Genomic DNA, 22,593 nt, shown 5'->3' on the forward strand with positions numbered 1-22,593 from the left:
CCCATTTTGTTGTATTTTAAATATCAGCAACGATACACCATGCAGCGTCAGTCCGATTGTATTTTTACAACAAATACCGGCGGCGGCCCGCCGCGCGCATAAAAAAACCGCCCGGTATCACTCCCGGGCGGTTTTGGCTGGCAATGCGGACCGGCCGCGCGCTATGCCTGCGGCGCCTTCTTCTCGCGCGCCACGAAGTACAGCAGCACGATGATGGCCGCATACGGCAGCAGGGACAGCGCGTCCGCGTTCAAGCCGGCATAGAACGGATTGCCGTGCTCGGCCCAGTCGGCCATCATCTGGTCGAAGTGCGTGAGCACGCCCGCCGTGATGGCGATGATGATGCCGGCCAGCGCGCCGCCGGCGATGTAGCCGGACGCCAGCAGCACGCCAGAGCTGCGGTCGCCCGCCAGCTGGCGCTCTTCCTCGTTCAGCTTGGCGTTGTGTTCCAGCTTGTTGTTGCGGCGGTCCGCCAGCCAGCGCACCAGGCCGCCGACGAAGATCGGCAGGGTGGAGGACAGCGGCAGGTACACACCCACGGAAAACGCCAGCGACGGGATGCCGGCCATTTCCAGCACCACGGCAATCATCACGCCGAACAGCACCAGGGTCCACGGCAGCTGCTGGTCGAGGATGCCCTTGATGATGTAGGACATCAGCACGGCCTTCGGCGCATCGTATTTCTTCACTTCCGAACCGTCCGGTCGCTTGCTGTAGTGGCCATTGATGCCCGGGTCCACCAGGTAAGCCAGCTGGCCATCATCCTTGACAAAATACTTGCCGGCCGGGCCACCCACGGTATCGGTCTTTTGCCAGACTTTATACGTGTTGTGGTCCGTATCGGCTTGCGGGCCATGCAGCGCGCCCGTCACCGTCAGCTTCGATGCATCGACCGTCAGGCCGGGCGCCACTTGCGCGGCCGGCACGTAGACGGTGCTCGCCTCGTTCAGTTTCAGCAGGATCGGACCGAGGATCAGGGCCGACGACAAGGCGCCCGCCAAAATCGCGTACTGCTGCAGGCGCGGCGTGGCGCCGACCAGGTAGCCCGTCTTCAAGTCTTGCGAGGTGGTGCCCGCATTGCTGGCGGCGATGCAGACGATGGCGCCCACCGACAGGGCCGTCACATAGTAACGCCCGCCCGTCCAGCCCATGATCAGGAAGATCAGGCAGGTAAACAGCAAGGTGGCCACGGCCATGCCGGAGATCGGGTTCGACGAGGAGCCGATTTCGCCCGTCAGGCGCGACGACACGGTGGCGAACAGGAAGCCGAAGACGAGGATCAGCAGCGCGCCGAGGAAGTTCATGTGCAGCGGCGTGGCGAAGGTGATCACGGCGATGATGGACAGGCAGCCGATGACGACCCATTTCAGGGGGATATCCTGGTCCGTGCGCAGGGTGGAATCGCTCTTGACGCCCTTGCCGATGCCTTTCAGGCCGGCCGACAGGCTCCGCCAGATCATGGGCATGGCGCGCACCAGCGAAATCAGGCCGCCGGCGGCCACGGCGCCCGCGCCGATGTACAGCACGTAAGCGCTGCGCACATCGTCGGCGCCCATTTCGCTGATCAACTTGGTGCCCGGCGAAAGCACGGTGGTCAGGCTGTCGCCGAAGAACTTGATCATCGGGATCAGCAGCAGATACGACAGCACGCCGCCGGCCGCCATGGTGGCGGCAATGCGCGGGCCGATGATGTAGCCCACGCCCAGCAATTCAGGGGAAATCTCGGCGCCGATGGAGCCGCCCTTGAGCGGCGCGGCAAATTCCACGCCCGGTGTGTCCTTCCAGCCCTTGAACGAGATATTGAAGACTTTATACAGCAGGCCGACGGCGAAACCGCCGAAGATGATCTTGGCGCGGCGCTTGGCGTCCAGCGCCGCGGCCGAGTCCTTCTCGATGCTTTCGCCGGCGGCGATGCGCGATTCTTCCGTGGCGGCCGCCTTCAGCACTTCGGCGCACGCCGTGCCTTCGGGGAATTTGAGTTCCTTGTGCTGGTCGACGATCATGGTGCGGCGCATGGGGATCATCATCAGGATGCCCAGCAGGCCGCCGAGGATACCGACCAGCATGACCCGCGAGATTTCCAGGTCGAAGCCCAGGATCAGGATGGCGGGCATGGTCACGCCCAGGCCGAAGGCCAGCGACTCGCCGGCCGAACCGGCCGTTTGCGTGATGCTGTTTTCCAGGATCGACGAATCCTTGCCGCCCACCTTCTTGGCCAGGCCGAACAGGGTGATGGCGATCACGGCGACGGGAATCGAGGCGCTGACGGTCAGGCCCACCTTCAGCACCAGGTAGAGCGAGGAGGCGCCAAAGACCATCCCCAGGATGACGCCCATGAACAGCGCGCGGAAGGTCATTTCGGGCAATTTCGCGTCGGCCGGGATATACGGCTTCATGGCGCTCGGTGTTGCATCTTTTGCCATACAAAGTTCCTTAGTCTTGTAAAATAAACAGCCCGGATCTAAGTAACCCTCGGGAAATTAGTGTGAATTTATGACGAACAGAAGCGGATGCTATGCAAGGCGCTCACTGCGACGCAGTGCGAGCACTGCTAGCAGTGAGCAAGCCTCGTCGGCCACCTTGCAGAGCGCCGGTTATGGAAGTCAGAAATCACAATAATTTATTGGGGGTTACTTAGGCCCGGGCTATTTTCTTGAAGCCGTGACTATCGCACAGGCGCGTTTCGATGAAAAGGTTTTTTGCTCCCCGTCCCGGCGCCTTGCCCGCACGGGAAGCGCCGCCGCATTGGTCTATAATCGCTGCCACCGTGCCCTGCACGCTCACGTGAGACTGCCTTGACTGCCAAACGATCCGGATTCCCCTGGCCTTCCCGCCGCGCCACCGTGCGCGCCATCATCCTCGCCGGCGGCGCCGCGCTGGCCGCCGCCGTGCTGCTGGCAGCCTGGCTGTTCCTGTACGTGCGCCCCCGCCTGCCCGAACTGGGCGTCATCACCGATTACCAGCCGAAGATCCCGCTGCGCGTGTACACGGCCGACAATGTGCTGATCGGCGAGTTCGGCGAAGAGCACCGCGACTTCGTGCCGATTGCGCAAGTGCCGGAAATGATGAAAAAAGCCCTGCTGGCCATCGAGGACAGCCGCTTCTACGAACACCACGGCATCGACTTCGTGCGCGCCGGCGGCGCCGTACTGTCGAACCTGCGCCATGGCTTCGGCCACGGCGGCGGCTCCACCATCACCATGCAGGTGGCGCGCAATTTCTTCCTGACGCGCGAAAAAGTCGCCTCGCGCAAGCTCAATGAAATCATGCTGGCCCTGAAGATCGAGGCGGCCTTGTCGAAAGAGCAGATTCTCGAGCTGTACATGAACCAGATGTACCTGGGCCAGCGCTCGTTCGGCTTCGGCAGCGCCGCGCAGACGTATTTCGGCAAGCCCTTGTCCGAACTGTCGATCGCGGAAATGGCCATGCTCGCGGGCCTGCCGCAAAACCCCTCGCGCCACAACCCGATCAGCAATCCGAAAAAGGCGCACGCGCGCCAGCAACTGGTGTTGAAACGCATGCGCGAACTCGATTACATCAGCGAAGGCCAGTACCGGCAGGCGCTGGCGCAGCCGCTGCATGTCAATACGCGCGGCAAGCAGGGTTTCGACACGCACGCCGAATACGTGGCCGAACTGGCGCGCCAGGCCGTGTTTGCGCAGTTCAAGGAAGACAGCTATACCAAGGGCATCAGCGTCTACACGACGATCCTGAAGGCGGACCAGGATGCGGCCTACGCCTCGACGCGCCGCAACGTCATCGCCTACGACCAGCGCCACGGTTACCGCGGCCCGGAAACCTTCATCGACATGCCGGCTGACGCAGAACAGCGCGACGACGCCATCGATGCTGCACTGCAAAAACGCCCGGACAGCGACGGCCTGATCGCCGCCGTCGTCACGGAAGTCGCCAGCGGCAAGGTGGTGGCCGACACGGGCGACGGCGACGCCAAGGCCATCACGGGCGACGGCTTGCGCTTTGCCGCCCCTGCCCTGTCCGCCAAGGCAAGCGCCGGCATCAAGCTGCGCCCGGGCGCCGTGATCCGCATCAGCCAGGACGCCAAGGGCAACTGGGCCATCACGCAAGTGCCGCTGGTGGCCGCCGCCTTCGTTTCGCTCGATGCGGACACGGGCGCCTATCACGCCATGGTGGGCGGCTTCGACTACAACCTGCAAAAGTTCAACCACGTCACGCAGGCGTGGCGCCAGCCCGGTTCGGCCATGAAGCCCTTCGTGTATTCGGCGGCGCTGGAAAAAGGCTTTTCGCCGGCCACCCTGATCAACGACGTCCCCCTGGAAATGCAGGCGGGCGGCAAGGTGTGGGCGCCGCAGAATGACGATTTCAAGTTCGACGGCCCCATCACCATGCGCTACGCGCTGGCGCAATCGAAGAACGTGGCCTCGGTGCGCATCCTGCGTGCCTTGGGCGTGCCGTACACGCACGACTTTATGGAAAAATTCGGCTTCGACCCGGCACGCCAGCCGAACAATCTCACCATGGCGCTGGGCACGGGTTCCGTCACGCCCGTGCAGATGGCGGGCGCCTACGCCCTGTTCGCCAATGGCGGCCACCAGGTGGAACCGTACCTGATAGACCGCATCATCGACGCCAAGGGCACCATCCTGATGCAGACCAAGCCGCCCGCGCCGAACGACGACAAGACCCTGGCGCTGGACCCGCGCAACGCCTTCGTCATGGACAGCATGCTGCGCGAAGTGGCGCGCACGGGCACGGGCGCGGCGGCGACGAAAAAACTGGGCCGCACTGACATCGCCGGCAAGACGGGCACCACCAGCGACGCCGTCGATGGCTGGTTCGCCGGCTACGGCGGCGGCATCGTGGCGGTGGCATGGATGGGCTATGACGAACCCAAATCGCTGGGCGGACGCGAATTCGGTTCGACCCTGGCCATGCCGATCTGGATCGACTACATGCGCACTGCCCTGGCGACGCGCCCGCAAATCACGCGCGCCGTGCCGGCGGGCCTGAGCCAGGTCGACGGCGAATGGCTGTACGATGAATTCATCGACATGAATGGCGTGAAAACGCTGGACATGGACGTGGAGACGCCGACGGATCCGGCGGCGCTGCCGGAAACGCTGCCGCCGGAAACCACGAACTGACGCAGCTATCTTGTCGGATGACGCTTCGCTAATCCGACCTGCCTCTTACTGCATCAATCACCAGTATCTTGTCGGATTACGCTTCGCTAATCCGACCTACCTATTACTACATCAATTACCAGTCGTAGGTCGGGTTAGCCGGGAAGGCGTAACCCGACAAGTACCGCCGGGGTTTACACGGTATCTTGTCGGATTACGCTTCGCTAATCCGACCTGCCTCTTACTGCATCGATCACCAGTCGTAGGTCGGGTTAGCCAGGACGGCGTAACCCGACAAGTACCGCCGGGGTTTACACGGTATCTTGTCGGATTACGCTTCGCTAATCCGACCTACCTATTACTACCTCAATTACCAGTCGTAGGTCGGGTTAGCCGGGACGGCGTAACCCGACAAGTGCCGCCGGGTTTACACGGTATCTTGTCGGATTACGCTTCGCTAATCCGACCTACCTCTTACTGCATCGATCACCAGTCGTAGGTCGGGTTAGCCGGGACGGCGTAACCCGACAAGTGCCGCCGAGGTTTACGCGGCGGTCATGCTCAAATATCCGCGCACCGTGCCGACCACGCTGTCGGCGAAATCGTCGACATGGACCTTCGCGGCGCGGTACTTCCAGCGTTTCACGTACCAGTCCTGGAACAGGGCCAGGCAGTGCGCCGCCAGCAAGGTGGGATCGCCCTGCGGCTTCGGCGCGATTTCGGCGATGGTGGCGGCGATCAGGGTCTGCACGTAGAGTTCGGAATTTTTAGCCATGCTGCGCTGCTCCACCTGCAGCACGCGCGAATCCATGAAGACGAAATAAAACCACGGCTGCAGCACTTCGGACAGGTAGATCGACGAGCGTATCATCGCCTCCAGGCGGTCCAGCGGCGACTTCACGTCAACGAACAGCAGCGGCAAGGCTTGCGTGGCGTGGCGCACCACGTCCTCGATCATTTCCGCCAATTGATCCTTGCTGGTGATGTAGCCATACAGGCCACCCATCGACAACCCCGTCTCGCGGCACAGGTCGCGCAAGCTCATGGCGCGGAAGCCCACGTCATTGGCCAGGCGGAAGGTGGCGACGAAGATGCGTTCGAGATTTTCCAGCGCCGGCTTGCGGCGCTTGACGCCGATGCGCTCCGCGTGGCGGTCAAGAATATATTCCCAGATGTTTTCGCCATTTAAGGGCGTCATCTGCTGAAACTGTTCAAAATTAAAATGGGTCGACAAGTGCATTCCCAAGTAACGGTGTATGAGCAATGTAAGACAGCACCTGGGCGGCGCTGCAAGACGGCGGGACGGCTGATGCGGGGCCGATTATAGCTCAGGAAAACAACTATTTGACCTTTCAACTATGCAATGGGTACATACGCAACGCCAAATTCCCACAGTTATTGCGCTGCATCATGCAATTCAAATGCAATTTAAATCCAGCGGTGCTACATTCAAAAAACCGAGCGCTCGCTATATTTAATGCATCGATAGAATGTGAAGGAGCACGCGGTTCATCGCTACAGCATCGACATTTCCATATTATTCAAATAACGGAGACAAAATGAAGACTCGCTTTTGGCAACTGCTATCCACCCTTCTGCTTTCCCTCGCCATCCTGCCCGGCAGCGCCAGCGCCGCCGGCTACACGCAAACGAAGTACCCTATCGTGCTCGTGCACGGCTTGTTCGGCTTCGACAAGCTGGGGCCCGTCGACTATTTCTATGGCGTGTCCGACGCCCTGCGCAGCGGCGGCGCGCAAGTGTATGTGACCACCGTGTCGGCCGCCAACAGCACGGAAGTGCGCGGCGAGCAGCTGCTGTCGCAGGTGCGGCAGATCCTCGCCGCCACCGGTGCGGCCAAGGTCAATTTGATCGGCCACAGCCACGGCGGCCCCACGGCCCGCTATGTCGCTTCCGTGCGCCCCGACCTGGTGGCGTCCGTCACCAGCGTGGCCGGCGTCAACAAGGGTTCCAAGGTGGCCGATATCCTCAGCGGCGCCATTCCCAACACCAGCGGCGCGCTGGGCAATGCGCTCGCTTCCCTGATCGGCATTTTGTCGGGCAACAAGGGCTTGCCGCAAAACGCGGGCGCCTCGCTCGCCTCCCTGTCCACGGCCGGTTCGCTGGCCTTCAACAGCCGCCATCCGCAAGGCGTGCCCACCTCCGCCTGCGGCGAAGGCGCCTACCAGGTGCAGGGCGTGCACTACTTTTCGTGGAGCGGCGCGCAACCGTACACGAACGTGCTCGACGTGGGCGACCCGGCGCTGGCGGCCATCAGCCTCGCCTTCGGCGGCGCCAAGAACGATGGCCTGGTCAGCAGCTGCTCCAGCCACCTGGGCAAGGTGATCCGCGACGACTACGCCATGAACCACCTCGATGAAGTCAACCAGTTCGTCGGCATCGTCAACCTGTTCGAGACGAACCCCGTCACCGTCTTCCGCCAGCAAGCCAACCGCCTGCAAGGCCTGGGACTGTAAGGAGGCTGCGATGCGCACGAACGCGAGATGGCTCATCGGCGGCAGCCTGGCGGCCCTGGTCCTGTATCTGGCATTGCGGCCGGGCGAACCGCCCGCCCCGCCGCCGGAGAAGGCGGAACCGGACCTGTTCGCGTTCGTGCGCTCGATGGAAGGCACGCGGCCCGACGGCAACGTGACGGTGGCCGCCGGCGACAAGCTGGTGGTCGACGCGGAACTGGGCCACCTGTTCGACTACTACCTGGCGGGCCTCGGTGAAAAACCGCTGGCCGCCATCCGCGGCCAGATCGAGGCGGAACTGGACCGGCGCCTGGCGCCCGTCCCCGCCCGCGAAGCCAAGCGCCTGCTGGGCGCGTACCTGGCCTACAAGCAGGCGCTGGCCGGCGCGGAACAGGCCTTGCCGGCGCAGGCCGATCCCGCCGTGGCGGCGCGCGCGCGCCTGCAAACGATGCGCGCCCTGCGCGGCAATTATTTTACGGCCGAAGAAAGCGCGGGCCTGTTCGGCGCCAGCGACGCGTATGACGACGACGCCGTGGCGCGCATGGCGATCCTCGGCGATACCTCGCTCGATGAAGCCCAGCGCCAGGCGCAATTGACGGCGCTGGACCAGAAAATGCCGCCCGCCCAGCGCGCCGCGCGCGACGCACCCGTCAGGGTGGCGCAGCTGGACGCCTCGGTGAAGGCGTTGCGGGCCCAGGGCGGCGGCGAGAATGAAGTCTACCGCCTGCGCGCCAGCACCTTCACGCCGGCGGCGGCGGCGCGCCTGGCGGAACTGGACCGCGAAGAATCGCAGTGGCAGCAGCGCATCATCGCGTATCAGGCGCAGAAGGCGCGGCAGGCCAGCCTGCCCGGCGGCGCGCAGGATGCGGCAGCCCTGCAGCAGCTGCGCGACGCCAGTTTCACGCCGGAGGAACAGCGCCGGCTGGGCGCCTACGAACAGGCGCCGCCGGCCACGCCTTAGACAACAAAACGGCCGCGCGAGGCGACCGTCCGGTAGCGCATGCTGGCGCCGTCAATCCGTCAAAACACTTCCCACTCGTCGTCGCGCGGCGCGCTCTGGCGCGAGGATGGCACGGCGTGCAGGGCCGGGCGGCCAGAGTTGGGGCGTGATGCGGGACGCGGTGCAGGACGCTGCGGTGCCGCGCTGGCCACCGCGGCGCGCGGCGCGGCAGGCTTCGCGCGCGCGGCCGGCGCCTGCGCGCCATCGAGCTTGAAGACGCTGACCACCTGGGCCAGCTGGCCCGATTGCTCCTGCAGCGATTCGGCCGCGGCGGCCGCCTCTTCCACCAGGGCCGCGTTTTGCTGCGTCACCTGGTCCATCTGGCCGATGGCCTGGTTGATCTGGTCGATGCCCGAGCTTTGCTCCTGCGTAGCCAGGCTGATTTCCGCCATGATGTCCGTCACGCGCTGCACGCTGGCGACGATTTCGGCCATCGTGCTGCCCGCCTCTGCCACCAGCTTGCTGCCCGTGTCGACGGCCACCACGGAGTCGCCGATCAGGGTCTTGATTTCCTTCGCTGCGCCAGCGGATCTTTGGGCAAGATTACGCACCTCGGTCGCCACCACGGCAAAGCCGCGCCCCTGCTCGCCCGCGCGCGCCGCTTCCACGGCCGCATTCAGGGCCAGGATATTCGTCTGGAAGGCGATGCCGTCGATGACGGAAATGATGTCGACGATCTTGCGCGACGAGTCGTTGATGGCGTCCATGGTTTCGACCACCTTGCCCACCACGGCGCCGCCCTTCACGGCCACGCCCGAGGCGGAGAGCGCCAGCTGGTTGGCTTGCTGGGCGTTGTCGGCGTTTTGCCGCACGGTGGACGTCAGTTCTTCCATCGACGAGGCCGTCTCTTCCAGCGAACTGGCCTGCTCTTCCGTGCGCGAGGACAGGTCCAGGTTGCCGCTGGCAATTTCCGACGAGGCCGTGGCAATCGTCTCCGTGCCGCCACGCACCTGGCCGACGATGTTGACCAGGCTGGAATTCATGTCTTTCAGCGCCTGCAGCAGCTGGCCCGTTTCTTCCGTCGTGTGCACCTCGATCCGGCTCGTCAGGTCGCCCGAGGCCACCGTTTGCGCCACTTTCACGGCCGAATTGATCGGCTGCGTGATGGCCCGCGTGATGTAGGCGGCGCAGCCCATGCCCAGCGCGGAGGCCAGCAAACCGAGGATGACCATCAGGCTTTCCGAGCGGATCACGGCCGCGCTGCCTTCCTTGACGCTGGCATCGGCCACGCCGTTATTGAGCTTGATGATCTCGTTGAGCGTGGCTTCGGCCTTGCCGAACAGCGCGCGCGAATCCAGGTACTGCTTGTAGAACGCCACGAACAGCTCTTTCTGCCGCTGCTCGTCACGGTTGTCGGCCAGCTGGCGCAGGATGGCGCGCACCTTGTCGTCGTCCGCCTTCCAGGCTGTCCACTCGCCCTGAAAGCGCTGCCACAGCACGGCTTCCTCGGGAGTTTGCGGCAGCGGCTCGTACAGCTTGCGGCCCGCCTCGATATTCGTCCAGGCCTTGGTGCGCAGCTGCAGCGCTTCCGCGAACTTGTCCTGTGCCTGGTAATTGTTTTCATAGATGGCGGCCGTCAGGGTGGCGGCGGCGACGGCCGTCTGGCCTTCGCTGATCATCATCAGGCCCTGGATCGACGGCAGGCGCACCACGCCGATCTCATTGACGGCGGTGCCCACGGTGGCGATGCCCGTATAGCCGCTGATGCCCACCACCAGCAAGGCCACCATCATCACGGCGACGAGCGTCGCCAGCTTCCATTTGATCAGTAAATTCTTAAACATGGCTAGGTCCTTTATAAAGTCACGACGACTGCTGGCGAAGTTGGGGCTGGCATGTTCGAGTAAAACAGCTGACACTTGTATAAAGGTGGCGGGGATAGGGCGTACGCTTCGTTACAATTGGCGAGATTTCGTAAGTGGAAGCATAGTGGAAAATACGCTCGCTGGCTGCTACATACTTGATACAAAACAAGATTTCTTTCTTTACTGTGGCGCATATTGCACAGGGGACAGAAAAAACGGCCTGGCGCCCCGCTTTGGTGCAAAAAATCTCCATAGGCCACTATTGGCTACGCAGTTGATAGTCGTATAAGATGAGCAACAAGCAAACAACGGGCAGACCATGGCTTATCCTATCGAACACAAACTGGTGATCGGGGTCGCATCCAGCGCCCTGTTCGACCTGGCCGAATCGCATCAGGTCTACCTCGACAACGGCCCCGAGGAGTACCGCAAGTACCAGGAAGCGCATATCGACACGGTTCTGCCGCGCGGCGTGGCCTTCCCCTTCATCCGCCGCTTCCTGAACATCAACAAGCACTATCCGCGCCAGTCGCCCGTGGAAGTGGTGCTGTTTTCGCGCAATTCGCCGGAAACGGGCTTGCGCGTGATGCATTCCATCGCCCACTACGGCCTGGACATCTCGCGCGCCGCCTTCATGACGGGCAAGTCGCCCTACCCTTACCTGCCCGCCTTCAACGCCTCGCTCTTTCTCAGCGCGAATGAAGACGACGTGCGCAGCGCGCTGGCCTGCGACTATCCGGCCGGCCTGGTGCTGCCATCGCGCACGGAAGACGACGAAAGCGACGAGGAATTGCGCGTGGCCTTCGATTTCGACGGCGTGATCGCCGACGACGAGGCGGAAACCGTGTTCAAGCGCAACAATGACGTCGATGAATTCCACGCCCATGAAACCCTGAACGTCGGCACGCCGCACCGCCCCGGCCCGCTGGCCGGCTTGTTCCAGAAGCTGGCTACCATGCAGCGCCTGGAAGAAAAGGCGCAGCGGCGCGACCCCGGCTACAAGAAAATCCTGCGCATCGCCATCATCACGGCGCGCAACGCGCCCTCGCACGAACGGGTCGTTACGACCCTGAAAAGCTGGGGCGTGGCGGCCGACGAAACGTTTTTCCTCGGCGGCATGGACAAGTCGCGCGTGCTGTCCGTGTTCAAGCCGCATATCTTCTTCGACGACCAGTTGAGCCACCTGAAATCAGCGGGCGGAACCATCCCGATGGTGCATGTCCCGTTCGGGATTGCAAATATGCGTGCGGGCGATGGTCTATAATCCTGCCTGTCAGCGCCGTCACTGGCGGCGCGGCGCGCATCACAGCTGTCCCACTCAACTGCCTCTGCCACTAGTGTCATCGCCTGCATGTCCTTAGACTTAACGAAAGCCCTCCCCAAGCCCGGCAACCGCTATGCGCTGCCCGCCCTGTATGGTTCATCCGACGCCTATGCCCTGGCGCTGGCCGCTTTGGCCTTGAAAGCGCGGGGCCAGATGCTGGCCGTGGTGGTGGCGCAGGCCAGCGACGGCCAGCGCCTGCTCGATGAAATCCCGTGGTTTGGCGGCAAGGAACTGCGCTGCCATCTGCTGCCGGACTGGGAAACCCTGCCCTACGACGCCTTTTCGCCGCACCAGGACCTGGTTTCCGAGCGCCTGGCCACCCTGCACGAAATCCAGACGCGCCAATGCGACGTGCTGATCGTGCCGGCCACCACGGCGCTGGTGCGCCTGGCGCCGCCGTCGTTCCTGGCCGCCTACACCTTCTTCTTCAAGAAGGGCGAAAAGCTCGACGAGGCGCGACTGAAGTCGCAGCTGACGCTGGCCGGCTACAACCATGTGTCGCAAGTGATGTCGCCCGGCGAATACTCGGTGCGCGGCGGCCTGCTCGACCTGTTCCCCATGGGATCGGCCCTGCCCTACCGGCTGGACCTGTTCGGCGACACCATCGAAACCATCCGCACCTTCGACGCCGACACCCAGCGCTCGCTGTATCCCGTGCACGAAGTGCGGCTGCTGCCGGGGCGCGAATTTCCCATGGACGAAGCAGCGCGCACCACCTTCCGCAACCGCTGGCGCGAACAGTTCGAGGGCGACCCGTCGCGCTCCGTCGTCTACAAGGACATCAGCAGCGGGATCGCCTCGGCCGGCATCGAATACTATCTGCCCCTGTTCTTCGAACAGACGGCGACCCTGTTCGACTATCTGCCGCCCGACGCCTCGCTGGCCCTGGTGGGCGAGATCGACGCCGCCATCGGCCGCTTCTGGACGGACACGCAGTCGCGTTACCGCTTCCTGAAGGCGGACCGCGAGCGGCCGATCCTGCCGCCCGAAGCGCTGTTCCTGTCCGACGAGCAGTTCTTCGGCCTGGCCAAGCCGTATCCGCGCCTGGCGATCGCCAAATCGAACGATGCGCTGGCCTCCGAACTGTCGGCGCCGATTCCCAACATCGCCGTCAACCGCCGCGCCGACGACCCGCTGGCCAACCTGCGCAGCTACCTGCTGCAAGCGGGCCGCCGCGTGATGATCTGCGCCGAATCGAACGGCCGCCGCGAAACCCTGCAACAGTACTTCGCCGAATACGACCTGCACCTGACACCGGTGGAAGGCAGCGACGGCTTTTTGCAGTCCGACGCCAAGCTGATGCTGGGCGTGGCGCCGCTGCACGCGGGCTTCGAGCTGTTCACGCCGGAAGGAAATCTATCCTTCATCACCGAGACGGAGCTGTATGCCGGTTCCGGCCGCCGCGTCGGCACCAAGAAACAGGAAGGCGTGACGCAGGTCGAGTCGATGGTGCGCGACCTGTCCGAGCTGAAAATCGGCGACCCCGTGGTGCACATCAACCACGGCATCGGGCGCTACATGGGCCTGACCAGCATGGACCTGGGCGAAGGCGAGACGGAATTTTTGCACCTCGAGTACGCGAAGGACACCAAGCTGTACGTGCCGGTGTCGCAGCTGCATGTGATCTCGCGCTATTCGGGCGCCTCGCCGGAAGACGCGCCGCTGCATTCGCTGGGCTCGGGCCAGTGGGAAAAGGCAAAGAAGCGCGCCGCCGAACAGGTGCGCGACACGGCCGCCGAACTGCTCAACCTGTACGCGCGCCGCGCGCTGCGCCAGGGCCACTCGTTCGAATTCTCGTCGCACGACTACCAGCGCTTCGCCGACAGCTTCGGCTTCGACGAGACGCCGGACCAGGCCGAGGCCATCCACAACGTCATCAAGGACATGACGTCCGGTAAGCCGATGGACCGGCTCGTGTGCGGCGACGTCGGCTTCGGCAAGACGGAAGTGGCGCTGCGCGCCGCCTTCATCGCCGTCATGGGCGGCAAGCAGGTAGCGATATTGGCGCCCACCACCCTGCTGGCCGAGCAGCATGCGCAAACCTTCGCCGACCGTTTCGCCGACTGGCCCGTGCGCATCGCGGAACTGTCGCGCTTCCGCACCGGCAGGGAGATCACGCAGGCGTTCAAGGGCATGGCCGACGGCACCATCGACATCGTCATCGGCACACATAAACTGCTGTCGGACGACGTGAAATTCACGCGTCTGGGCCTCGTCATCATCGACGAGGAACACCGGTTCGGCGTGCGCCAGAAGGAAGCATTGAAAGCCTTGCGCGCGGAAGTGGACGTGCTGACCCTGACGGCCACGCCGATTCCGCGTACCCTGGGCATGGCGCTGGAAGGCTTGCGCGACTTTTCCATCATCGCCACGGCACCGCAAAAGCGCCTGGCCATCAAGACGTTTGTCCGCAGCGAGGGCGAAGCCATCATCCGCGAAGCCTGTTTGCGCGAACTCAAGCGCGGTGGCCAGATCTACTTCCTGCACAACGAGGTGGAAACCATCCAGAACCGCCTGGCCATGCTGACGGAACTGCTGCCCGAGGCGCGCATCGCCGTGGCGCACGGCCAGATGCACGAGCGCGACCTGGAAAAGGTCATGCGCGACTTCGTCGCCCAGCGCTTCAATATTCTGCTGTGCACGACGATCATCGAGACGGGCATCGACGTGCCGACGGCGAACACCATCATCATGCACCGCGCCGACAAGTTCGGCCTGGCGCAGCTGCACCAGCTGCGCGGCCGCGTGGGCCGCTCGCATCACCAGGCCTACGCCTACCTGCTGGTGCACGACGTGCAGGGTCTGACTAAACTGGCGCAGCGCCGCCTGGACGCCATCCAGCAGATGGAAGAACTGGGCAGCGGCTTTTACCTGGCCATGCACGACCTGGAAATCCGCGGCGCCGGCGAGGTGCTGGGCGAGAGCCAGTCGGGCGAGATGACGGAAATCGGCTTCCAGCTGTACTCGGACATGCTCAACGAAGCCGTGCGCTCGCTGAAGGCCGGCAAGGAGCCGGACCTGGCAGCACCGCTGGCCTCGACCACCGAGATCAACCTGCACGTGCCGGCCCTGCTGCCGGCGGACTTCTGCGGCGACGTGCACGAACGCCTGTCGATCTACAAGCGCCTGGCCAACTGCGCCACGCAAGAGAAGATCGACGATATCCAGGAAGAGCTGATCGACCGCTTCGGCAAGCTGCCCGACGCCGTCAAGGCCCTGGTCGAAACGCACCGATTGCGCATCGCGGCGAAAACCGTGGGCATCGTCAAGATCGACGTGCATGGCGAGGCGGCCACGCTGCAATTCATGGCCAAGCCGCCCATCGACCCGATGCGCATCATCGGCTTGATCCAGAAGAACCGCCATATCAAGCTGCATGGCCAGGACAAGCTGAAAATCACGGCCGCCATGCCCGACCTGGCCGCGCGCGTGACGCAGATCAAGACCACCATCAAGCAATTGACGGTGTAGATTATTCCCATCTTTTATGCAGGCCTGACCCATGACCAATACCAAGACCATCACCATGAATCTGATCCTGCAGGGCCTGGACGGCGATAGCGCGCGCCTCGAACGCATCGCCGCGCTGGCCGCGCCCACGTCCATCACGCGCCTCGGTCCGAATGCCGTGCGCTGCGAACAGATCGCCTATTCGCCCGCGCTGCGCCCCACCATCGAAGTGGCGGCCCAGGCGGCGCAGCTGGACGCCACCTACATGATGGGACAGCGCGAACTCAGTGAGTTCAAGCTCGTGGCGATGGACATGGATTCGACCCTGATCACCATCGAGTGCATCGATGAAATCGCCGACATGCAGGGCCTCAAACCGCAAGTGGCGGCCATCACGGAGGCAGCCATGCGCGGCGAACTCGATTTCGCGGCCAGCCTGAAGCAGCGCGTGGCCCTGCTCGAGGGCCTCGATGCGTCGGCCCTGCAGCGCGTCTACGACGAGCGCCTGAAACTGTCGCCGGGCGCGGAAACCATGCTGGCGGCCGTGCGCAAGGCTGGCCTGAAGACCCTGCTGGTCTCGGGCGGCTTTACCTTCTTCACCGAGCGCCTGAAACAGCGCCTGGGCCTCGACTACACGCACGCGAACGAACTGGAAATCGTCGACGGCAAGCTGACGGGCAAAGTGTTAGGGGGCATCGTCGACGCCGAGGAAAAGCAGCGCACGGTGGAGCGCGTGTGCGCGGAGATGGGGATTGCGCCATCGCAGGCCATCGTCATGGGCGACGGCGCCAACGACTTGAAAATGATGGGCATCGCCGGCCTGTCCGTGGCATTCCGCGCCAAGCCCGTGGTGCGCTCGCAGGCGGACGTGGCGCTGAACTTTGTGGGACTCGACGGCTTGCTCAACGTCTTGACCTGAGCCGGTGCCAGGCGGTGCGCGCACGGTTGCATAAGTTTGCTATATTGCAAACTTGTGATCATCCCGCCAGCCCACCGTGAAAGAACACCGCATGCCGCCACCGCTGCCAGAAGAAATACGACGCCACCTGGATGTGTTCGTCGCCGCCGCGCAAACGGCCTTCGGCGCCGACCTGGCCGCCGCCGTGCTGTTTGGCTCGGCCGCCGACGGCCAGTTGCGCGCCACGTCCGACGTCAACCTGCTGTTGCTGCTCAAGCGCTTTACGCCGCCGGCGGCCGATGCGCTGCGCGCTCCCTTGCGCCTGGCGCACGCCGCCATCGACTTGCAGGTGATGTTCCTGCTCGAGAGCGAATTGACGCAGGCCGCCGATGCCTTCGCCGTGAAATTCGCCGACATCATCGCGCGCCACCGCGTCTTGCTGGGCAATGATCCTTTCGCCAGCCTGCACACCAGCCGCGATGCCGTGCTGCGCCGGCTGCGGCAAGTGCTGCTGAACCAGCAGGTGCGCATGCGCGAACGGTATATGCTCCTGAGCCTGAATGAAGAACAGCTGGCCGGCGCCATCGCCGACGCCGCCGCCCCCCTGCGCTCGGCCGCCGCCTCGCTGGCGCAGCTGGAGGATAAACCTGCGCAATCCGGCAAGCAGGCGCTCGAAGCGTTTGTCGACCAGCTGGGCGAACCGTCGCTGCACGCAGCCCTGCAAGCCATGTCGGCGGCGCGCGAAACGGCGCGCCTGGCGCCCGGGCAAGCGCTGCCCGCCTTCACAAGCCTGATGACGATTACCGAACGCTTGCGCGAACACGCGGAGCAGATGCGGTGAACGGTCTCAATCCCTTTGACTGGAGCGGGCCGTGGTTCCTGCTGGCCTATCTGATCTTCGGCGCGCTCGTGTACTACGGCGTGCGCGAGCTGCTGATCCGCCAGGAAGTGCGCAATCCGCATGCCCAGCTGACACTCGCCGACGATCCCTACCGCATCGCCTTCTTGCGCGGCGGCGCGCTCGAAGCCGTGAAGATCGCCGCCATCGTGCTGGTCGACCGCGGCTTGCTGCGCGCCGATGGCCCGCTGCTGGAAACGGCCAGCGCCGACAGCCTGCGCTTCGCCAGCCACGACATCGAACGCGATGTGCTGCGGCTGTACCTGGGCCGCCAGGGCCATAGCAAGGAACTGGCCGTGCAGGCCGGGATGCTGCCATCGTGCCGCGCCTACCAGGAGACCTTGACGCAGCAGGAATTGCTGGTCGGCCCGCCGCTGCTGCGCCGGCGCGAACGCATCACCTGGGCCGCGCACTGGCTGCTGGTGACGGTGGCCGGCATCAAGGCCGTCATCGCCATCAGCCGCCAGCACTACAACCTGCTGTTCCTGGCGCTGCTGCTGGCGATTTTTCTCCTCATGCTGCGCGGCTTACGCACCCAGGCGACCAGCTGGAGCGCGCAGCGGCTGCTGACCGACTTGCGCATGCTGTTTGGCCGGCTGAACATGCGCTCGGCGCGCCTGCAGGCGGGCAGCAGCAGCGCGGACATGGCACTGCTGGCCGCCATCTTCGGCATCGGCGCCCTGCCCTTGTCCGTGTACGCGTATGTCGCCGAGCTGTACCCGGCGCCCCGGCACAGTTCGGGCGGCGACTCCTCGTCCGGCGGCACGGGCGACTCGGGCGGCTCCTCATCGGGCGACGGCGGCGGTGATGGCGGCGGCAGCGGCTGCGGCGGTTGCGGCGGTGGCGGCGGCTGTGGCAGTTAGCCAGGCAAGCGCGCGCGACCGCGTCGGCTTGGGCTGGCGCGGCGAACTGGCCGCCGGCATCCTGTCCCACCTGGCGCGGATCGACGTGCTGGAAGTGATCGCCGACGATTATTACCATGCCTCGCGCGCCGCCATCGCCGCCCTGCGCAGCCTGGCGCGCCAGGTGCCCGTCAGCCTGCACGGCGTCGGCATGGGGCTGGCCTCGACGATACCCGCCGACCCGCGCCGCCTGCAGGCGATGGCGCGCCTGATGAAGGAGGTACAGGCGGAATCGTGGTCCGAACACCTGAGCTTTGTGCGCGCCGGCGGCGTGGAAATCGGCCACCTGGCGGCGCCGCCGCGCACGCCGCACAGCGCCGCCGGCGCCATCGCCAATATCGCGCTGGCCACGCGCATCGTCGGCAGCGCGCCGCTGATGGAAAACATCGCCACCCTGGTGCAGCCGCCCGCCAGCACGCTGGACGAAGCCGCATGGCTGGCGCAGATCATCCATGGCGCGCAAGTGCCGCTGCTGCTGGACCTGCACAACCTGTATGCGAACGCCGTCAATGCTGGCGCGGCGCCGGAGCAAATGCTGCTGCGCCTGCCCCTGGACAGGGTGGGCGCCGTGCATCTGAGCGGCGGCCACTGGATAGCTGCGCCTGGCGGCGGCCAGCGCCTGCTGGACGACCATCTGCACGACGTGCCGCCCGCCGTTTTCGACCTGTTGACCCAGCTGGCGCGCCATGCGCCCCAGCCCTTGACGGTGATCGTCGAACGCGACGGCAATTACCCGTCGTTCGACCACGTGCTGGGCCAGCTGGAATTGGCGCGCGCGGCCTTGCGCGCGGGGCGCAACGCATGAGTTCCCCCGCACTGGAAACCTACCTGGCCAGGCTGTACACGGACGACGCCGTGCGTGATGCCTTCCTGCTGGAACCCCGCGCGCAAGCCTTGCTGCATGGCTTGTCGCAGCAGGAAGCGGAGGCGATGGCGGCGATGGACCGCGTCGGCCTGCAGATGGCGGCGGCCAGCTATCGCGCCAAGCGGGCCGGGCGCGCCGAACACGGCCCCCGGACTACTCCGCTGCAACCCTGGTGGCGCCGGCTGCTGGCTGCCTGGATCTGACCGCCTACATCTGCCACAGCCGCAGCGGCAGCAAGCCCCACCAGGCCAGCACCAGCAGCAGTTGCAAGGCCGCCAGCAAGGCCACCCAATCCCATTTCGCCCACGAGCCCGCCTCGGCTAGCGTGCCGCGGCTGCGCCAGCAGCGGGCCAGGCCGAATGCCGTGGCCAGCGGCAGCGCGCCCGTGACCAGCGCCAGCAGCACGCTGGCGATGGTCACGTCGCCCAGGCGCAGGTAGGACTGGAAATAGAAAAACGGCAGCGGCAAAAGCAGCGCCAGCAGCGACAGCAGGGGCGCGAACAGATGGTCGCCCCGTCCCAGACGGCGCAGCGCGGCGCGCCAGACGCCCACCACGAGCACGTACAGCAAGCCGGCAGCCCCCAGGGCCAGGCTGCCCCACAGCACCAGCATGCGCAGCATCGACGCGCGCTCATAGCTGCGCAAGCCGTCGCTGAGCACATGCTTGCCATCTTCCTGCATCAGCACGTGCGACGCGGTGCTGCGGTCGCTGGCGCGGAACAGCAAGCCGCCCACCGGTTCCAGTTCCTTCGGTTCGCCCTGGAACGGGATCAGGAACAGCGATTCGCCATCCCATTTGAGGCGCGTAAAGCCGAAGACGGCATCGACCCAGGCCATGCTGGCCATGGCGCTGGGCGACGGCACGTAGACGCCCTGCCAGTTTTCCACCGTGGGCGCGGGCGTGCCCTGCGGGGCCGGCGCGCGCAGCGGCAGTTCCAGATCGCGCAGCAGCAGGCGGTTGAAGCGCTCATAGTCGGCCCGCTCCGCATCCGTGTTGAAGGCCACGAAGAAGGCGCTGTCCTGCTCCGGATAGATGCACAGCATGGCGCGGAAACCCACGGCCGTGCCAGGGTGGCAGGCGCCCACCACATTGTGGCGGTCGCGCACGGCCAGCGCCAGGCCGTGGCCCGTCGCCAGGCCCGCCTGCGCCGCATCGGTGCCGGCCGGCTCCGACAAGGCGCCCATCAGGGCCAGGTCGATGAACTGCGTACCCTGCAGCTTGCCGTCGCCCATCAGGAACTGCGCCAGCTTGCCCATGTCGGCCGCCGTGGTGGTAAATTGCGCGGCCGGACGCAGATACTGGGGCACGGCCGGCTGCGGCACGCCATGCTCGAAATAACCCATGGCCAGGCGCGGATCAGCCTGCGCGCCTGTCTGGCTGACAAAAGCAAACGTGCTGTCCGCCATGCCCAGCGGCTGCAGCAGCTGCGCGTCGAGGTAGCGCTCATACGGCTGGCCCGTGACTCGCTCGATCACCATGCCCAGCAAGCCATAGCCCATGTTCGAGTAGGCGTAGCGGCTGCCGGGCCGCGTGCGCACGCGCAGCAGATTGCCGCCGCCGTCAAAAGCGGCGGCCAACGGCGTGTCCGGCGCCGGTTTCAGGCTGAAGGCCTGCCAGAAGCGCACATTATCGAGGCCGGCCGTATGCGCCAGCAGGTGGCGGATGCGCACGGGATCGCTGGCCAGCCACGGGTTTCTCAGCGCCAGATCGGGCAGCACCTGCCGCAGGGGCGTGTCAAGCGTGAGCTTGTCTTCGCTAATCAGGCGCAAGACGCCCAGCGCCAGTGCCACCTTGCCCACGGAGCCCACCTGCATGCGCGTATCGGCCTGCATGGGTACTTGCCTGGCGGCGTCGCGCAGGCCGGATGCGCCGACCTTGACTGTGCCATCTGGCAAGACTTCGCTCCAGACGGCGCCCGCCAGGCCCTCTTCCTTCAAGCCGGCCGCAAACTCCGCCTCGAGGGTGGCACCGGCGGCATGCGCCGCCGTGGCGCAGCACAGCAGCAAGGCCGGTGCGGCGCGCCGCAGCCATGACCTGGCGCGCGCGGCCAGGGTGGGATATTGATTTCGTTTCAACAATGTAATCCGCCTTTTTCCATGGACTGCGCTCCCGCGCCGCTTTGCTTGTTACAATTAAAAATTGCGCAACGACGGGAGCTTTCATGTCACAAGATATTATTTTGGATACCCAACTCCAGCAGACCAAAAACCTGGCCTGGTGGTTGTACCTGATACATGGCGCCAGCTTCGTGTTTTCGCTGGGCGCGTTTTCCTTCATTCCGCTCATCATCAATTATGTGAAGCGGGACGAGGCGGCCGGGACCTTCGTGTACAGCCATCACAGCTGGATGATCCGTTCCTTCTGGTGGTATGTGGCCTGGATCGTCGTCGGCGCCATCCTGTGGATCACGCTGATCGGCATTCCGCTGGCGCTCGTCGTGTGGGGCGTGGCCTGGCTGTGGAAGGCTTACCGCCTGCTGCGCGGCTTTCTCGACCTGAACAACAACAAGCCCGTGCCCATGTAAGGACTTGCGGGCAAGCCGTCGTGCTTGCCCACTGCCGCTACATCGCCGCGAACGCCCGTTCGATATCGGCGATCAGATCCTGCGGATCTTCCAGCCCCACGTTCAGGCGCACCAGCTGGCCCGGCAGCGGCCAGCCCTTGCGCATGGCGGCGATGCGGTACGGCATCACCAGGCTGTTCGCGCCGCCCCAGCTGTAGCCAATCTTGAACAACTGCAAGGCATCGACGAAACGGTCCGTCTGCGCCTCCGTGTAGCGGGCGTCGAACAGCACGGAAAACAGGCCGCCCGCGCCCGTGAAATCGCGCTGCCAGATGGCGTGGCCGGGGCAATCGGCGAAAGCCGGATGCAGCACCGTGGCGATCTCGCTCCTGCCCTTGAGCCAGGCGGCCACCGTGCGCGCGCCCCTGTCGTGGGCGTCGAAGCGCAGCTTCATGGTCGGCAAGCCGCGCAGCACTAAGTAGGCGTCGTCCGCCCCCACGCCCATGCCCAGACGCATGTGCGCCTGCGCGAGGCGGTCGTGCAGCGCCCGCTCGCGCGTGATCAGGGCGCCCATCAGCACGTCGGAACCGCCCGACTGGTATTTCGTCAGCGCCTGCATGATGATGTCCACGCCCAGGTCGAAGCCGCGCAGGGCCAGGCCCGCCGACCACGTATTGTCCAGGGCCACCAGCACGCCGCGCGCGTGGGCGGCCGCGCAGATGGCAGGCAAGTCCGGCACTTCCATCGTCACGGAACCCGGTGCTTCCGTCCAGATCAGCTTGGTATTTTCCTGGATCAAGGCCGCGACGCCTGCGCCGATGAGCGGATCGTAATAACGGGCCGTGATGCCGAAATCCTGCGCCAGCCAGCGTCCCAGTTCGCGGTTCGGGTTGTAGATATTTTCCGGCAATAACACATCGTCGCCCGTCTTCAGCAGCGCGAAGTCCGCCATGGCGATGGCCGCCAGCCCCGACGGCGCCAGCAGGCAGTGCGTACCCCCTTCGATCTCGGCCAGCCGCGCTTCCAGGGTGAACGTGGTGGGCGTGCCGTGCAAGCCGTAGGTATAGGCGTTCTTTTCTTTCCAGTCGCCCGAGCGCATGGCCGCCACGTCCTTGAACAGCACGGTCGAGGCGTGATGGATGGCGTTGGGAAACGCGGCAAAGCCTTGCGGCGCCTGGTAATCGCTGTGGATCAGCGCAGTTTGCGGAGATTTGGGTGTGGTCATGGCGTCGGAAAGTAAAAAAGGCGGCCCAGCATTTGCTGGTCCGCCTTGATTGTAAGGGCTTATGCCCTTGCCTGCCGTACGTATGACAGAGTGTTACACCTGCATAAAAAACGTTCAGGCCAAGGCGCGCTGCCGAAGACAGTACTTTA

At 64.7% G+C, this 22,593-nt stretch carries 16 protein-coding genes; 11 read left to right on the forward strand and 5 right to left on the reverse strand.

Going from position 1 to position 22,593, the window contains the following annotated elements:
- Positions 1-161 precede the first annotated feature (161 nt).
- A complete protein-coding gene (locus AC07VH_RS05085) occupies positions 162-2,423 on the reverse strand; it encodes an OPT family oligopeptide transporter (RefSeq protein ID WP_494786999.1) in 2,262 nt (753 codons plus the stop codon).
- Between the two features lie 372 nt (positions 2,424-2,795).
- Here AC07VH_RS05085 and AC07VH_RS05090 point away from each other — a divergent pair, with 372 nt between their 5' ends.
- Positions 2,796-5,123 (forward strand): penicillin-binding protein 1A, encoded by a 2,328-nt coding sequence (locus tag AC07VH_RS05090; RefSeq protein WP_494787000.1) that lies wholly within the window; start codon positions 2,796-2,798, stop codon positions 5,121-5,123.
- A gap of 523 nt (positions 5,124-5,646) precedes the next feature.
- Here AC07VH_RS05090 and AC07VH_RS05095 read toward each other — a convergent pair.
- Positions 5,647-6,300 carry a TetR/AcrR family transcriptional regulator gene (locus AC07VH_RS05095; RefSeq protein ID WP_489630678.1) on the reverse strand — a complete coding sequence of 218 codons (654 nt, stop codon included), beginning with the start codon at positions 6,298-6,300 and terminating at the stop codon, positions 5,647-5,649.
- A gap of 361 nt (positions 6,301-6,661) precedes the next feature.
- Between AC07VH_RS05095 and AC07VH_RS05100 the strand changes: the two genes are divergently transcribed.
- Complete coding sequence (locus AC07VH_RS05100) at positions 6,662-7,576, forward strand: lipase family alpha/beta hydrolase (RefSeq protein ID WP_494787001.1); 915 nt, start codon at positions 6,662-6,664, stop codon at positions 7,574-7,576.
- A 10-nt stretch (positions 7,577-7,586) separates the two neighbouring features.
- Positions 7,587-8,534, forward strand: a complete 948-nt coding sequence (locus tag AC07VH_RS05105; RefSeq protein WP_494787002.1) for a lipase secretion chaperone — start codon at positions 7,587-7,589, stop codon at positions 8,532-8,534.
- Between the two features lie 59 nt (positions 8,535-8,593).
- On the opposite strand, the gene AC07VH_RS05110 is transcribed toward AC07VH_RS05105, so the two are convergent.
- On the reverse strand, positions 8,594-10,357 hold the full coding sequence (locus tag AC07VH_RS05110) for a methyl-accepting chemotaxis protein (protein ID WP_494787003.1): 1,764 nt from the start codon (positions 10,355-10,357) through the stop codon (positions 8,594-8,596).
- A 340-nt stretch (positions 10,358-10,697) separates the two neighbouring features.
- Between AC07VH_RS05110 and AC07VH_RS05115 the strand changes: the two genes are divergently transcribed.
- The 7 genes from AC07VH_RS05115 (at position 10,698) to AC07VH_RS05145 (ending at position 18,918) form a co-directional block, all read left to right on the forward strand.
- Positions 10,698-11,642, forward strand: a complete 945-nt coding sequence (locus AC07VH_RS05115; protein WP_494787004.1) for a 5'-nucleotidase — start codon at positions 10,698-10,700, stop codon at positions 11,640-11,642.
- A gap of 87 nt (positions 11,643-11,729) precedes the next feature.
- Complete coding sequence (gene mfd, locus AC07VH_RS05120) at positions 11,730-15,173, forward strand: transcription-repair coupling factor (RefSeq protein ID WP_494787005.1); 3,444 nt, start codon at positions 11,730-11,732, stop codon at positions 15,171-15,173.
- Positions 15,174-15,228: 55 nt separating this feature from the next.
- The gene (gene serB, locus AC07VH_RS05125; RefSeq protein WP_494787118.1) at positions 15,229-16,071 is read left to right on the forward strand and encodes a phosphoserine phosphatase SerB; all 843 of its coding nucleotides are present in this window, start codon (positions 15,229-15,231) and stop codon (positions 16,069-16,071) included.
- A gap of 91 nt (positions 16,072-16,162) precedes the next feature.
- Positions 16,163-16,891, forward strand: coding sequence for a hypothetical protein (locus AC07VH_RS05130; RefSeq protein ID WP_494787006.1), 729 nt, complete (start codon positions 16,163-16,165; stop codon positions 16,889-16,891).
- On the forward strand, positions 16,888-17,811 hold the full coding sequence (locus tag AC07VH_RS05135; protein WP_494787007.1) for a TIGR04222 domain-containing membrane protein: 924 nt from the start codon (positions 16,888-16,890) through the stop codon (positions 17,809-17,811). The genes AC07VH_RS05130 and AC07VH_RS05135 overlap by 4 nt, the downstream gene beginning before the upstream one ends.
- Positions 17,801-18,655, forward strand: a complete 855-nt coding sequence (locus AC07VH_RS05140; RefSeq protein ID WP_494787008.1) for an MbnB/TglH/ChrH family RiPP precursor modification enzyme — start codon at positions 17,801-17,803, stop codon at positions 18,653-18,655. The genes AC07VH_RS05135 and AC07VH_RS05140 overlap by 11 nt, the downstream gene beginning before the upstream one ends.
- Entirely contained in the window at positions 18,652-18,918 is a 267-nt protein-coding gene (locus AC07VH_RS05145; protein ID WP_489630671.1) for a hypothetical protein, read from the forward strand. Before AC07VH_RS05140 ends, AC07VH_RS05145 begins: the two co-directional genes overlap by 4 nt.
- A 4-nt stretch (positions 18,919-18,922) precedes the next feature.
- Here AC07VH_RS05145 and AC07VH_RS05150 read toward each other — a convergent pair whose 3' ends face one another.
- Positions 18,923-20,791 (reverse strand): serine hydrolase domain-containing protein, encoded by a 1,869-nt coding sequence (locus tag AC07VH_RS05150; RefSeq protein WP_494787009.1) that lies wholly within the window; start codon positions 20,789-20,791, stop codon positions 18,923-18,925.
- 86 nt (positions 20,792-20,877) lie between these two features.
- Between AC07VH_RS05150 and AC07VH_RS05155 the strand changes: the two genes are divergently transcribed.
- The gene (locus tag AC07VH_RS05155) at positions 20,878-21,240 is read left to right on the forward strand and encodes a DUF4870 family protein (RefSeq protein ID WP_099410143.1); all 363 of its coding nucleotides are present in this window, start codon (positions 20,878-20,880) and stop codon (positions 21,238-21,240) included.
- 37 nt (positions 21,241-21,277) lie between these two features.
- Here the strand turns inward: AC07VH_RS05155 and AC07VH_RS05160 are convergent, their stop codons facing one another.
- A complete protein-coding gene (locus AC07VH_RS05160; protein WP_494787010.1) occupies positions 21,278-22,444 on the reverse strand; it encodes a cystathionine beta-lyase in 1,167 nt (388 codons plus the stop codon).
- Positions 22,445-22,593 lie beyond the last annotated feature (149 nt).

The organism is Janthinobacterium sp. GW821-FHT03C10, assembly GCF_059420865.1.

Bases quoted from the DNA above. Each gene is read 5' to 3' on its own strand.
- AC07VH_RS05085 (WP_494786999.1), bottom strand. From the start codon at position 2,423: ATGGCAAAAGATGCAACACCGAGCGCCATGAAGCCGTATATCCCGGCC.
- AC07VH_RS05095 (WP_489630678.1), bottom strand. From the start codon at position 6,300: ATGACGCCCTTAAATGGCGAAAACATCTGGGAATATATTCTTGACCGC.
- AC07VH_RS05100 (WP_494787001.1), top strand. From the start codon at position 6,662: ATGAAGACTCGCTTTTGGCAACTGCTATCCACCCTTCTGCTTTCCCTC.
- AC07VH_RS05105 (WP_494787002.1), top strand. From the start codon at position 7,587: ATGCGCACGAACGCGAGATGGCTCATCGGCGGCAGCCTGGCGGCCCTG.
- AC07VH_RS05110 (WP_494787003.1), bottom strand. From the start codon at position 10,357: ATGTTTAAGAATTTACTGATCAAATGGAAGCTGGCGACGCTCGTCGCC.
- AC07VH_RS05115 (WP_494787004.1), top strand. From the start codon at position 10,698: ATGGCTTATCCTATCGAACACAAACTGGTGATCGGGGTCGCATCCAGC.
- mfd (WP_494787005.1), top strand. From the start codon at position 11,730: ATGTCCTTAGACTTAACGAAAGCCCTCCCCAAGCCCGGCAACCGCTAT.
- serB (WP_494787118.1), top strand. From the start codon at position 15,229: ATGAATCTGATCCTGCAGGGCCTGGACGGCGATAGCGCGCGCCTCGAA.
- AC07VH_RS05130 (WP_494787006.1), top strand. From the start codon at position 16,163: ATGCCGCCACCGCTGCCAGAAGAAATACGACGCCACCTGGATGTGTTC.
- AC07VH_RS05145 (WP_489630671.1), top strand. From the start codon at position 18,652: ATGAGTTCCCCCGCACTGGAAACCTACCTGGCCAGGCTGTACACGGAC.
- AC07VH_RS05155 (WP_099410143.1), top strand. From the start codon at position 20,878: ATGTCACAAGATATTATTTTGGATACCCAACTCCAGCAGACCAAAAAC.
- AC07VH_RS05160 (WP_494787010.1), bottom strand. From the start codon at position 22,444: ATGACCACACCCAAATCTCCGCAAACTGCGCTGATCCACAGCGATTAC.